Below are 12,755 nucleotides of genomic sequence, written 5' to 3'. Positions count from 1 at the left end.
AACTTGAAGAACAGCAAGCCGAGATCATCGCTGGAGAAGTGGTTGTTTTTGCTGAAGATGAGTGTCATTTATTGTCAGATGATACCACAGGGTATGTCTGGGGTAGGCGAAACCAAAGAATTGAGGTAACTACTCAGGTATTAAAAAGCCGCATTAACCAGTTATAGTAAATGCGGCCTTTTATTAAGAGGCACAGGATGGGACGAAGGGTTTACCGCAGAATGCATCCCGGATGGCGCTGAACACATTCACTGCATTCTTACGAGCTGTCGAGAGATACCCTCGAATTCGTGCAAAGTCGTTGGCTCCGGCCAGTGTCCTGAATCCGCCTGAGACCTTTTGTTTAACTTTAACCATCCGCACATCCCGTTCCGCCTGGTTATGATCAAACGCGACACGGAAGTCCGTCATAAACGCCAAGGTCTGTGGCTTAAAGTCCCGGAGTTGATCCAGCAGATTCAGCGGGGGTGTCTGGGCTAGGCGGCCTCTTTTTTTCGGTTTTTTCCCTGTGGCGGGGAGCGGCGGTGGACGCGGATTCACGAGATACCCCGTGGTGATAAGATGATCATAGCGCTGCTCAAATTGAGTGAACACTTCAGATGACAATCCTTCAGTCCCACTTTCTTGAGTGGCTTCTACCGTTTTCTTAATTTCCAGTAGAAGATCCGCCATCATCACTGCCCACTGTTGTCCATAGTGTTTTTCGATCAACTGTAATTCTCGAAGGTGATGTGCATTGCACAAAGCATGACTGCACTCCGTATAGCCAAAGTACGGTTTCCAATGATCATGGATCGCCCGCCCTTTAAACTTCGGCAGAATCCCCGCATCCTCCCTCGCAGTTTGGCCCCGCTGTGCGTGAATCGTATAATCCGTTAATCGCTCCGTCGCGGCCACAGGCAGCCCATGTCACTTCCCTTTCACCCGCATTCCTGACTCATCCAGAGATAAAACGGCGACTTGGCGCAACTGTTCTTTCACAGCGACTATGGCCGGTTCAATCTCCATCGCCTATTCTTGTCCGGCTTTAATCAGTGTCCCTTCTGCAATCCGATGATGGAGCAAATCTTCAAAAATCTGGGCGGTGCGTTCCACCGGTACAAAATGCTGAGTCTGAAAATAGGCCGCCCATGTCTTCACTCCGTTCCCATACTGGACGGGCCTCTTCACTCCATCCGGGAATACACCCCGGTTTTCCACGCCACACCTCGGGCAGATTTTAATCTCGCCTTGGTGTGCGGTAACTTCAATACGGATCGCTGGAATATCAAAAACTTGGCGTTCTTCATACCCTGTCACATCGACATCATTTAAAGATGTACCGCACTGCTCGCATTCCACCACGGGGTGAAGCTCTGTATGTTCGGGATGCTCTGATCGTTTCAGAGTGGATCCTTCATGTCCAGGCTGACCCCCATTTGGCTTTTGACCCCGCTTTCTTAGACTTTCCGTTCGTTTCTGTTTGCTATAACCATCACTGGACGGCGGTTTACTGCTATTGTGGCTATTTTTTTCCAAGCGCGCCTGTAATTCCCTCAGCGCCACTGACTGCTTTTCCAGTTGCCCAGCCAGTTCTTCCATCTGTTGGCTTACCCCCAGAAAAAGATCCATGACCGCAGCCTCGCCTTGCACGAAAGCAATGTGAATTTCTTCTCGGGTTGGCAGTCGGATATTCATGTGATCAAGGATAAACAAAATGTTCTATATTAGCAATTACAGTGAGGTACCTGAGTAGTTACTTTTTTCAAAGGGATGTTCGTTAAACAATTTGGAATGTCCATGGTTGTAGATATTGTCGCTGGTGGCTGAGAAAAAAGCGTAGTTTTCACTTTCTATCAGTAGCTTTTTAATTTCCGCTACAATCACTATCTGCCTCATTCAACCCGCCGCCTCATTCTTATCCACCAGCCGCATAAACAGTTCCTCCAGCCGATTGGTTTTATTACGCAGGCTGGAAATTTCAATGCCTCGCGCCGACAACTGCTGAAACAGGGAGTTAATGCCCTGCTCTTGGGTGACATCTACTTCCAGCATCAGATCATCCAACCGCCGTAGCGGGTAACCCGGTATTTCTGGTGTTTCAGCCAATGGTTGGCGCAAATTGAGGACAAAGGTTTCCAGATTCAGCCGACCGAGTAGCGTTTGCATCCGGGTATTCTCAATAATCTCCCCCCGATCAATAATCGCAATATGGCGGCACAGATGTTCCGCCTCTTCCAGATAATGCGTCGTGAGAATGATCGTGGTGCCTTGTTCGTTGATCACACGCAGAAAATCCCACATCGAGCGGCGAATCTCAATGTCTACGCCAGCAGTGGGTTCATCAAGAATCAGCAACTTCGGTTCGTGAACCAAAGCGCGGGCAATCATTAACCGTCGTTTCATCCCCCCCGACAATTCCCGCGCTATCTCGCGGCGCTTCTCCCACAAGCCCAGTTGCCGGAGATAGGTTTCGGCGCGCTGTTGCGCCAGTGGCCGGGGAATACCGTAATAACCAGCTTGATTGACCACAATTTCGGCGACCGGCTCGAACTGATTAAAGTTAAATTCCTGCGGCACCAGCCCGATATAGGATTTCACCGCACTGGGATTACGGTCCAAATCCTGATCAAAGACCTGCACCGTGCCGCTACTCTTACGCACCAGGGAACAAACAATGCCGATAGTGGTGGATTTACCCGCGCCATTAGGACCCAGCAGGGCGAAAAACTCACCTTCAGCTACATCCAGATCAATGCCTCGCAGGGCGTTGAAACCATTGGTATAGGTCTTACGCAAACCGCGCAACGTCAGCGCCAGGGTCGTCATAGTCGAGTCAATGTCATTCCAATAACAGTATAAAATTTCAGAGTCAATTCACGGCGTTGAGGGCAGCAGATACGGCTCAAATTCTGGGGTATAGCGTTCCTGAAAGCTTTTGCCATCTGGGCCGATGACGATAAAGAAAGCCGCTAAATGGTGATCCGTCGCCAATTGAAAACCGAAATCCGGGCCAGCGGCGAGCAGGGCAGTATCAGCGGCGTCGGCAGCCATATCAAGGTCGCTGATGACAGTCACTGACACCAGGGTTTGCGGGACGGGCCGACCGGTGTGCGGATTGATGATGTGCGAGTAGCGCTGGCCGTTTTGCTCGAAGAAATTGCGGTAGTCGCCCGCAGTGGAAACACCGTGGTCGCCGAGTCGAATCAGACGTTCAACCGCACGCTGACCAGCGACCGGTTGTTCAATAGCGACAGTCCAAGGCTGCCCCTTACCATTACGGCCTTTGGCGCGAATATCGCCGCTGATCGCCACCAGGTAATTGCCAATGCCATTGACTTCCATTAGCGCCGCTAGTTGGTCCACGGCGTAGCCCTTTGCGAGCGCGGACAAATCCACATAAATATCGGCGCGATCCTTTTTCAATGCCGGCGGGTCTACCCGGGTGTGCAGCCGCCAATAGCCGACCCGCTCTCGCGCTTGGTCAATGGCTTGATCGGACGGGACTTGATCACGGCGCGGCTCTGGCCCGAATCCCCACAAGTTAACCAGCGGCCCGACGGTGATATCGAACGCGCCGCCGCTGAGTTCGCTGACACGCAACCCCTCGGCGACCACCGCTTGCAGTTCGGGCGATACCGCAACCCAGTCGGTGCTGGTATTCCGGTTGAAGCGCGACAGTTCCGAAGCCGGATCGTAGGTGGACATCTGTTTATTAACGCGGGCCAGCAACCCATCAACCTTGGCCTTGAAATCAGCCGGAACTGCTTGCCCCAGCACCGGCACCAGTTGGAGATCATAGCTGGTACCCATCGTCGATCCAGAAATGCGCACGGTTGGATCGGGCGCGGATTTTTCGCAGGCGGCTAATGCTATTACTGCCAGTAGCAGCAGTGGATACCACAGCCAACGGTCGGGGGCGAAGAGGGAATGATTCAACATGGGCGTTCCAGGCAGTCTGACCGCGCCTATCGAGCAGCGGGCCGGAGGAGGGAAACCAGCGCCGACAACAAGGGCAACGCCGGTTTTCGGGAAGGTGGGAAGGGTAAAATGCTCAGACAGCGGCGTTAGCAGCGTCCAGCGCAGCAATCGCATCGGCCAGCGTGACCAGCCGACGGGCGCTTTCCACATGCAGATTTTCAATCAGCTTGCCTTCGACCACCGCTACGCCTTCACCCCGCGCTGCTGCTGCGGTGTGCGCTTCAATAATCCGCCGCGACCACTCCACATCGGTTGACTTCGGAGTGAACACCCGATTACAGGGAGCAACCTGTTTGGGATGAATCAGGGTCTTGCCGTCAAAGCCGAACTCCTGACCTTGGCGGCAGGCAAATTCAAATCCGGCCTCATCGTTGAGATCAAGGTAGACACCATCCAGGATGGACAGCCCGGCAGCACGGGCGGCCAGCAGACACAGACCCAGCGAGGCGAGGAACGGCAGCCGTTCGTGGGTATGGGCGCAGTCCAGCTCCTTGGCCAAGTCGGAGGTGCCCATCACCAGACATTCCATGCGCGGGGTGGATTCGGCGATGCGCTGCGATTCGAGCACGCTGCGCGGGGTTTCCATCATCGCCCAAATGGTCATGGTCTCCGGGGCGTCATTGGCGCGCATGATCGCTTCCATGTGGCGGATCGCGTCGGCGCTTTCCACTTTGGGCAGGAGCAGGGCATTGGCGCCTGATTTTGAGGCCGCCGCGATGTCATCGTAGCCCCATTTGGTAGATAAGGCATTGACACGGATAATGATCTCACGCTGGCCGAAACCGCCGGCCTTGACCGCATCGCAGACCTGCTGGCGGGCGATTTCCTTGGAATCAGGGGCGACCGCATCTTCCAGATCGAGAATGTAGCCATCGGCGGGCAAATTACGCGCTTTGTCGAGGGCGCGGGCATTGGAACCGGGCATATAGAGGACGCTGCGACGGGGACGCACGGGTTTGGACATGAGAGTTCTCCTTGTTGGGTGGTAGAAAGGGCGCGGGCCTGGGGTGGCGAGCGTGAAAGAATGAGACATTATCGGCGGTCAAGGCGGGTTTTCAAAGCGGAATGACGCCCACGAAAAACCCCTTGCCGGGTAGAGAGCAAGGGGTTTTAAGATCAAAAATACAGCCGGCTTAACCGGTTGAGGTGTCCCTGTGGGCAATGCGCACAATTTCTTGAGCGATATCCTCAGGTGAAAGAATAAAGTCTATACACCCGCTTGCTATTGCGCTCTCAGGCATATCGGGTTGTTGAGCGGTATCCAGCTTCTGCGCGATAGTAATGCCCCCCACTTCTTTTATCTCGCACAGCGCCGCTGCCCCATCGCCATCGTAGCCAGAGACAATAACAGCGATCAATTTTCCGTCCCAGTTCTGGGTTAGGGAACGCAGAAAGACCGTAATCACATCGGGCCATCCTCTCGGCTTTGATATCGGCTTTAGGCGGAACTCGCCATTAAGGACATGCAAATCACGCTGGCTTGGGATGATGAACACATGGTTGGGCTAGATGAGTAGTTTTTCCGTAATCAATTCAACCGGCATCTTGGTGTAGCGTGGGAGAATTTCGTGGAGCAGGGTGGCTACAGTTCTCAGGTGATTAACAATGACGATAGCAACTCCCATATCACCTGGCAGGTGCTGTAATAACCGGGTATAGGCGTCGAGGCCACCGGCTGAACCACCGACACAAACGACAGGAAAGTCTTTTGCATCCCGCTTAGCGTTCATTGACCATCCCGCTGCTCCGAATTTTTTATCCCAAGTAGAGGCTAGTGACTCAGCCCGTCCAGATACTTGTCGGCGTCCAGTGCCGCCATACAGCCGCTGCCGGCGGAAGTGATCGCCTGGCGGTAGACATGATCCGCCACGTCACCGGCGGCGAATACGCCCGGAATACTGGTAGCTGTCGCGCCGCCCTCAACGCCAGTCTTGATCAAGATGTAGCCGTTACGCATTTCCAACTGGTCGGTGAACAGAGCCGTGTTCGGTTTATGGCCAATCGCGATGAACACGCCTTGCAAGGTAATATCCTGGCGCTCGTCATTGACGACATTACACAACCGCATCCCGGTGACGCCGCTCTGGTCGCCAAGCACCTCATCCAGCGTACTGTCCAGCGCCAGATGAATTTTGCCGCTACTGACTTTCTCCATCAGCTTATCCACCAGGATCTTTTCGGCGCGGAACTGCTGACGACGATGCACCAGCGTCACTTCGCTGGCGATGTTAGCCATGTACAGCGCTTCCTCGACCGCAGTATTACCGCCGCCGATCACGGCCACCTTCTGGTTGCGGTAGAAAAAGCCGTCACAAGTCGCACAGCCGGATACGCCTTTGCCCATGAACGCTTCCTCTGAGGGCAGACCGAGATACTGGGCGCTGGCACCGGTGGCGATGATCAGCGCATCGCAGGTGTACTCGCCGGAATCGCCGGTCAACCGGAACGGCCGCTGTTGCAGCTTGGCGGTATGAATGTGATCAAAAATGATCTCGGTATTGAAGCGCTCGGCGTGGCGGCGCATCCGCTCCATCAAATCCGGCCCCATCAAACCCTCGACATCGCCGGGCCAGTTGTCCACTTCGGTAGTGGTGGTCAACTGTCCACCCATTTGCAGGCCGGTGACCAGCACCGGCTGGAGGTTGGCGCGAGCGGCGTAAACTGCGGCGGTGTAGCCCGCCGGACCTGATCCGAGAATCAGCAGACGACAGTGTTTCGGGGTACTCATGACATGAAATCTCCGGTGTTGTTATTCGCTGAATGGAACAGTGTCCCTACGCTAGAAACCGACGGGCCGAAGGACGCTGGCGTAGGAGCGCTGTTCGGGTGAGGGCGGCGCCTCACCCGAACCCTCTCCCACTGGGAGAGGGGACAGATGCTTACAAAGCGCCAGCGTTCTCGGCCAGATAGGACGCTACACCCTCGGCGGTGGGCTTCATCCCCTTCTGGCCCTTGCGCCAGCCCGCCGGACAGACTTCGCCGTGCTGCTCGGTGAATTGCAGGGCTTCAACCAGCCGCACCATCTCATCCACTTCGCGGCCCAGCGGCAGGTTATTAACGATTTGCGCCTGCACGACGCCGGCCTTGTCAATCAGGAACGAACCGCGCAGCGCCACACCCGCCGGATGCTCGATGCCGTAAGCCTGGGTGATTTCGTGCTTGATGTCGGCGACCAGCGGGAAGCCAACCCGACCGATGCCACCCTTTTCCACCGGCGTTTCGCGCCAGGCAAAGTGGCTGAACTGCGAATCAATCGACACGCCGACCACTTCCACACCCAGCTCCTTGAACTTGGAGACACGGTGATCGTGGGCGATGATTTCCGATGGGCAAACGAAAGTGAAATCCAGCGGATAGAAGAACAACACCACATATTTGCCGCGCAGGTCGGACAGCTTGAAGGCTTCATTGATCGAGCCATCGGGCATCACGGCGGCGGCGGTGAAATCGGGGGCGGGCTGGGTGACGAGAACGCTCATGGGCAATACCTTTTGGGTGAGTGGGTGATCGGTGATACGGCTTAACACAGTTTGAAGCTTAGGCGACTTTTATCCATTGTGGAAATTCAATTATCCAAACGGGGCGATAGCGATTGGCTATTGTTATTTCAATCCTTGTTGTCGTGGATGAGACCTCGCCACCTGGCTGCTGCTATTCAGAACGCGGGCCTTGTCACATTCCCGTCATGTTTCAATCCCTATTATCCTGGATGAACCATTGTGACCTTGCGGATCGCCTTGAGTTAATTTTAGGACGACGCCAGTACATTCAAGAGGAACTTATGAACGCCAAACATATTTTAATCGTAGAAGATGAACAGCCGATCCGGGAAATGGTGATGTTCGCCCTGACCAGCGCCGGTTACGAAGCGGAAGAAGCCGCTGACAGTCGGCAGGCGCAGGCCAGCATCGCCGAACATCTGCCCGATTTGGTTCTGCTCGACTGGATGCTGCCGGGTATCAGCGGCATTGACTTCGCTCGCCGGCTGAAAAAGGAAGAATTGACTCGCGAATTGCCGATCATCATGCTGACCGCCCGCGCCGAGGAGGAAGATAAAGTGCAAGGATTGGAAAGCGGCGCTGATGATTACATCACCAAACCCTTCTCGCCCCGCGAGCTGGTGGCCCGCATCCGGGCGGTACTGCGCCGGGGCGGGCCGGCGGCGGAAGACGAGGTATTGCGCGCCAACAGTCTATGCCTGGATTTGGCGAGCCATCGGGTCAGCAGCGGCGATACGCTGCTGGAGATGGGGCCGACCGAATACCGCCTGCTGGAATTTTTCATGTCTCACCCGGAGCGGGTTTACAGTCGAGGGCAATTACTGGATCGGGTGTGGGGCAGCAATGTGTACGTCGAGGAGCGCACCGTGGACGTGCATATTCGCCGGTTGCGCAAGGTACTGGAGCCGCACGGTCACGATGCGCTGATTCAGACCGTGCGTGGTAGCGGCTACCGGTTTTCAACCAGGGTTTAAGGGTGTCTCGGTCTTGGCGGGTACTCTTACGGCGATTGGTGCTGGCGTTTCTGGGTGCCGCATTGCTGGGTTGGCTAGTGGATCGGCTGCTTTTAGCGTTGCTGTTGACCGCGTTAGTGAGCCTGGCCTGGCAGTTAGGGCAGTTGTATCGGCTGGATCGCTGGTTGAGCGGAGATCGCGATGCCAGTCCGCCGCAAGTTGGCCGGGTTTGGGACGGCATCGCTGCTCACGTCACCCGCTTGCGCCGGCAAAGCCGCAAACGCAAGCGCAAGCTCAGCAAGTTGTTCTCGCAAATTCAGCAGGCGACCGCCGCATTGCCGGACGCTGCCGTCATCCTCGGCGAAGACGACCGGGTGGTGTGGTGTAACGGTGCAGCGCAACAAATGCTCGGTCTATCACCGGTGCGCGATATTGGCCTGCCGGTGGCTCATTTGCTGCGACATCCCGACTTCGTGGCCTTCCTCCATCAACGGCGTCCAAGCGACAACGTAGAGTTTTCCGCGCCGGTGGATGATGCGCTGTTGCTGAGCGCCCGCATCGTGCCTTATGGGAAGAAACAGCGGTTGTTGCTGGCAACGGACATCTCGCGAGTCCGGCGACTGGAGCAGGTGCGGCGCGATTTCGTCGCCAACGTCTCGCACGAACTGCGTACCCCGCTGACAGTGATTAGCGGCTACTTGGAAACCCTGCTCGACAGCGACAGTCCCGCCTTCGACCTGTGGCGACCACCGCTGCATCGGATGCAGGAGCAATCGCGCCGGATGCTGCATATCGTCGAAGATTTACTGCTGCTGGTTCGGCTGGAGTCACGCAAAGAGCGCCCACCGTTTAAGCCGGTTAACGTGCCGGCACTGCTGGCGACTATCGTGGATGACGCCATTGCGCTCAGCGACGAGCAGGCGCACCTGATCAGCGTGATCGCCGATCCTGAACTATGGATTGCCGGCAGCGAAAAGGAGCTACACAGCGCTTTCGCCAATCTGGTGTTCAACGCGGTGCGTTATACCCCGGCCGGGCGACGGATCGAGATACGCTGGTTTGCTGACGACGGCGGGATCCATCTGACGGTAGAAGATGAGGGTGAAGGCATTGCCCCGCACCATATTCCACGATTGACCGAACGGTTTTACCGGATCAACCGCGACCGCTCACGAGACAGTGGCGGCACCGGATTGGGACTTTCTATTGTTAAGCATGTGCTGAATCATCACGGCGGTCAGTTGCGAATCAGCAGTGAACTGGGCGTGGGCAGTGTGTTCACCTGTGACTTTCCGCATGAATTGCGGATGGAACGAACGGCGATTTCGGCCCGGAATGTTACCGGTTCCCGGTGCTAAACTGGCGACCCTTGTTGTTGAGGAGTTTGCTGATGAAATTATTGCTGGTTCGCCACGCCATCGCCGAAGAGGCAGAAACCTTTATTGCCACCGGCGGTACCGACGCCCAGCGGCCATTGACCGAGATCGGGCGAAAAAAGATGCGTAAGGCGGCTAACCGGCTGCGGTTACAATTGGGGCGCATTGATATTTTGGCCTGTAGCCCGTTGTTGCGCGCCCGTGAAACCGCTGAGATTATCGCCCGCGCCTGTGGCGATCCGCTGCTGGTGGAGCGTGCCGAGCTGGATTACCGTTATCCGCCTGAGCGTGTGGTGGACTGGCTGCGGCAGTGTCCGCCTGAGGCCTGGGTGGTGGCGGTGGGTCACGAGCCGCAACTGGGGCTGCTGACCGGTTTACTATTGGCGGATCTGCCAAAGCCGCTGATCCTCTTCCGTAAGGGTGGAGTGGCGCTCATCGAGTTCGCGGGTTGCGCTGAAATCGGTGCGGGTCTGTTGCAATGGGCATTAACACCGGGTCAATTGCGTAGCCTGAAACAGGATTAAGCAGCGCGCCCTTCTCCCCTCTTGATAAGGAAATTTGTCGTGCCTGCCGATGTCGTTGCTGCCATTGATTTGGGTTCCAACAGCTTTCACATGATCGTGGCCCGGATGGTCAACGGGCATTTCCAGATTCTGGATCGGTTGCGGGAGATGGTGCAATTCGCCGCCGGCCTGGACAGCAAGAACCGCTTGTCGGAGGAATCACAGCGGCGAGCGTTGGACTGCCTGGCGCGATTCGGTCAACGACTGCGCCACATTCCGCCCGAACAACTGCGGATCGTCGGCACCAACACCCTGCGGCTGGCGCGCAACAGCGCCGAGTTTCTAGCCCGCGCTGAGGCGGTGCTGGGTCATACCGTCGAGATTATCAGCGGCCACGAGGAGGCGCGGCTGATCTATCTGGGGGTGGTTCACAGCGTAGCTGATGTTCCGGGCCGGCGGTTGGTAGTGGATATTGGCGGCGGCAGCACTGAGCTGATCGTCGGCGAAAAGTTTGAGTCGTTGCATCTGACCAGTCTGAAAATGGGTTGCGTCAGCCTGAGTCGCGCCTGTTTCGATGACGGGCGGATCACCGAAGCCCGGATGCGCGAGGCGGAGTTGCTGGTGCGGCTGAAGCTGGAACCGGTGACGATCGAGTTTCAGGAGTTGGGCTGGCAGGTGGTTACAGGTGCCTCCGGTACGATTAAGGCGATTCAGGAAGTGGTGAAGCGGGAGGGCTGGTGCCGTGAGGGCATTGGGCTGGAGGCGCTGCGGCGGCTGCGCACTGCGCTGCTGGAGGTCGGCAATACCACCGCTATTGCTACCCGCTGGGCGCTGGAACCGGCCCGCGCCCGAGTATTCACCGGTGGGTTTATGGTGTTGCACGGGCTGTGCGAGACGCTGGGGCTGGATCGGATGGAGGTGTCGGAGGGGGCGCTGCGCGAGGGGGTGATCTACGACCTGCTGGGTCGGATTCGCCACGAAGATGTGCGGGATCGCACCATTGCGGCGGTGATTGGCCGTTACAATCTGGATAAGGCGCAGGCCGAACGGGTCAGCGCGACCGCCCTGGTTTTGGTGGATCAGGCGCGGGATCAGTGGTCACTGGCGGTCGGCGGCGGTGAGCGGATTCTGGAATGGGCGGCCCGGCTGCATGAAATCGGCATGTTGCTGAGCTATCACTACTACCACCGGCATGGCGCCTACATCCTGGAATACGCTGATCTGCCCGGTTTTTCGCGCGGTGATCAAACCTTGCTGGCGGCACTGGTCCGCCGGCACCGGCGCGGGTTTCCCAGTGATGCCTTCGATCATCTGCCCAAGGACATGGCGCTGCTGGCTCGGCGGCTGTGTGTGTTGTTACGGCTGGCGGTGGTGTTGCATCGGGGTCGTAGTCGCCAGTCCTTGCCACTGTTGCGCTTGGGCGTCCATCAGCAGCGGTTGGATTTACGCTTTCCCGCCGGCTGGTTGGATGAGCATCCATTGACTCGCGCTGATTTGGAGATGGAAGCAGGCTATTTACGCAAGGCCGGATTCCGATTGGAATTTGGCTGATTGGATGGTGTCGCAAAAGACCTTTCAATCCATCAGCGCTGCCACCACTGCATCACCCATCGCTTGGGTGCCCACTGGAGTCATCCCCGCCGCCATGATGTCCAGAGTGCGCAAGCCCTGATCCAGTACCCGCCCCACCGCGCCCTCGATTCGCTCGGCCAACTCCGGCGCGTTTAAGGTATAGCGCAGCAGCATCGCTGCCGACAAAATGGTCGCCAGCGGATTGGCCATGCCCTTGCCGGCAATATCGGGCGCAGAGCCGTGAATCGGCTCGTACAGGCCCTTGCCGCTGGCGTCCAGCGAGGCGGACGGCAACATACCGATGGAGCCGGTCAGCATTGCCGCGCAGTCGGAGAGAATGTCGCCGAACAGATTACCGGTCACGATCACGTCAAACTGCTTGGGGGCGCGGACCAGTTGCATAGCGGCGTTATCCACATAGAGATGGGATAACGCCACATCGGGGTAATCTTTCGCCACCCGTTCCACCACTTCCCGCCACAGTTCCGACGCTTCCAGCACATTGGCTTTATCCACTGAGCAGATCTTGCGATGCCGTTTGCGGGCCGCTTCAAAACCAACCTGGGCGATGCGCTCGATCTCCGACTCGCGGTAAAGCATGGTGTTGAAACCTTCACGCTCGCCGTTCTCCAGGGTGCGGATGCCGCGCGGCTGACCGAAGTAAATATCGCCGTTCAGTTCGCGCACGATCAATAAATCCAGCCCGGCGACCAGCTCCGGCTTGAGCGCCGAAGCGTCGGCCAGTTGCGGGTAAAGCAGGGCCGGGCGCAGATTGGCGAACAGTTCCAGATCGGCGCGGATCGCCAGCAAGCCGCGTTCCGGGCGCAGCGGACGATCAAGCTGTTCCCACTTCGGGCCGCCGACCGCGCCGAGCAGGATCGCGTCAGCGGC

The 12,755-nt window shown here is 57.1% G+C and carries 12 protein-coding genes and 1 pseudogene; 4 read left to right on the top strand and 9 right to left on the bottom strand.

The annotated features are described in order from the left end of the window. Nucleotides 1-183: 183 nt before the first annotated feature. The 8 genes and pseudogenes from BN874_RS26595 to BN874_RS01365 form a co-directional block, all read right to left on the bottom strand. A complete protein-coding gene (locus tag BN874_RS26595; RefSeq protein ID WP_051497286.1) occupies nucleotides 184-897 on the bottom strand; it encodes an IS66 family transposase in 714 nt (237 codons plus the stop codon). A gap of 114 nt (nucleotides 898-1,011) precedes the next feature. Continuing rightward, nucleotides 1,012-1,677 (bottom strand): DUF6444 domain-containing protein, encoded by a 666-nt coding sequence (locus tag BN874_RS26590; protein WP_051497285.1) that lies wholly within the window; start codon nucleotides 1,675-1,677, stop codon nucleotides 1,012-1,014. 201 nt (nucleotides 1,678-1,878) lie between these two features. Then, entirely contained in the window at nucleotides 1,879-2,808 is a 930-nt protein-coding gene (locus BN874_RS01390; protein ID WP_034430395.1) for an ABC transporter ATP-binding protein, read from the bottom strand. A gap of 48 nt (nucleotides 2,809-2,856) precedes the next feature. Beyond that, nucleotides 2,857-4,110, bottom strand: a complete 1,254-nt coding sequence (locus BN874_RS01385; protein WP_154724697.1) for an FAD:protein FMN transferase — start codon at nucleotides 4,108-4,110, stop codon at nucleotides 2,857-2,859. Continuing rightward, nucleotides 4,034-4,924 (bottom strand): HpcH/HpaI aldolase/citrate lyase family protein, encoded by an 891-nt coding sequence (locus tag BN874_RS01380; RefSeq protein ID WP_034430394.1) that lies wholly within the window; start codon nucleotides 4,922-4,924, stop codon nucleotides 4,034-4,036. The genes BN874_RS01385 and BN874_RS01380 overlap by 77 nt, the downstream gene beginning before the upstream one ends. 169 nt (nucleotides 4,925-5,093) lie before the next feature. After that, a pseudogene (locus tag BN874_RS01375) lies at nucleotides 5,094-5,690 on the bottom strand (chemotaxis protein CheB). Nucleotides 5,691-5,731: 41 nt separating this feature from the next. Next, nucleotides 5,732-6,688 carry a thioredoxin-disulfide reductase gene (gene trxB, locus BN874_RS01370; RefSeq protein ID WP_034430393.1) on the bottom strand — a complete coding sequence of 319 codons (957 nt, stop codon included), beginning with the start codon at nucleotides 6,686-6,688 and terminating at the stop codon, nucleotides 5,732-5,734. 151 nt (nucleotides 6,689-6,839) lie between these two features. After that, a complete protein-coding gene (locus tag BN874_RS01365; protein ID WP_034430392.1) occupies nucleotides 6,840-7,439 on the bottom strand; it encodes a peroxiredoxin in 600 nt (199 codons plus the stop codon). A 302-nt stretch (nucleotides 7,440-7,741) separates the two neighbouring features. Here BN874_RS01365 and phoB point away from each other — a divergent pair, with 302 nt between their 5' ends. From phoB to BN874_RS01345, 4 genes are all read left to right on the top strand, one after another. Beyond that, nucleotides 7,742-8,434 (top strand): phosphate regulon transcriptional regulator PhoB, encoded by a 693-nt coding sequence (phoB, locus tag BN874_RS01360; RefSeq protein ID WP_034430390.1) that lies wholly within the window; start codon nucleotides 7,742-7,744, stop codon nucleotides 8,432-8,434. Between the two features lie 2 nt (nucleotides 8,435-8,436). Then, complete coding sequence (phoR, locus tag BN874_RS01355; protein ID WP_081756054.1) at nucleotides 8,437-9,771, top strand: phosphate regulon sensor histidine kinase PhoR; 1,335 nt, start codon at nucleotides 8,437-8,439, stop codon at nucleotides 9,769-9,771. Between the two features lie 32 nt (nucleotides 9,772-9,803). Continuing rightward, the gene (locus BN874_RS01350) at nucleotides 9,804-10,313 is read left to right on the top strand and encodes a SixA phosphatase family protein (RefSeq protein ID WP_034430389.1); all 510 of its coding nucleotides are present in this window, start codon (nucleotides 9,804-9,806) and stop codon (nucleotides 10,311-10,313) included. A 90-nt stretch (nucleotides 10,314-10,403) separates the two neighbouring features. After that, nucleotides 10,404-11,843: a Ppx/GppA phosphatase family protein gene (locus BN874_RS01345; RefSeq protein WP_081756056.1), complete on the top strand. Its 1,440-nt coding sequence runs from the start codon at nucleotides 10,404-10,406 to the stop codon at nucleotides 11,841-11,843. A 24-nt stretch (nucleotides 11,844-11,867) separates the two neighbouring features. Here BN874_RS01345 and leuB read toward each other — a convergent pair. Beyond that, on the bottom strand, nucleotides 11,868-12,755 hold an 888-nt coding region (gene leuB, locus BN874_RS01340), incomplete at its 5' end, for a 3-isopropylmalate dehydrogenase (protein WP_034430387.1).

Origin of the sequence: Candidatus Contendobacter odensis Run_B_J11, assembly GCF_000531125.1 — a bacterium.
Lineage (GTDB): Bacteria > Pseudomonadota > Gammaproteobacteria > Competibacterales > Competibacteraceae > Contendibacter > Contendibacter odensensis.
The sequence above is the reverse complement of the archived record's forward strand: the minus strand, read 5'-3'. Positions and strand labels throughout refer to the sequence as shown.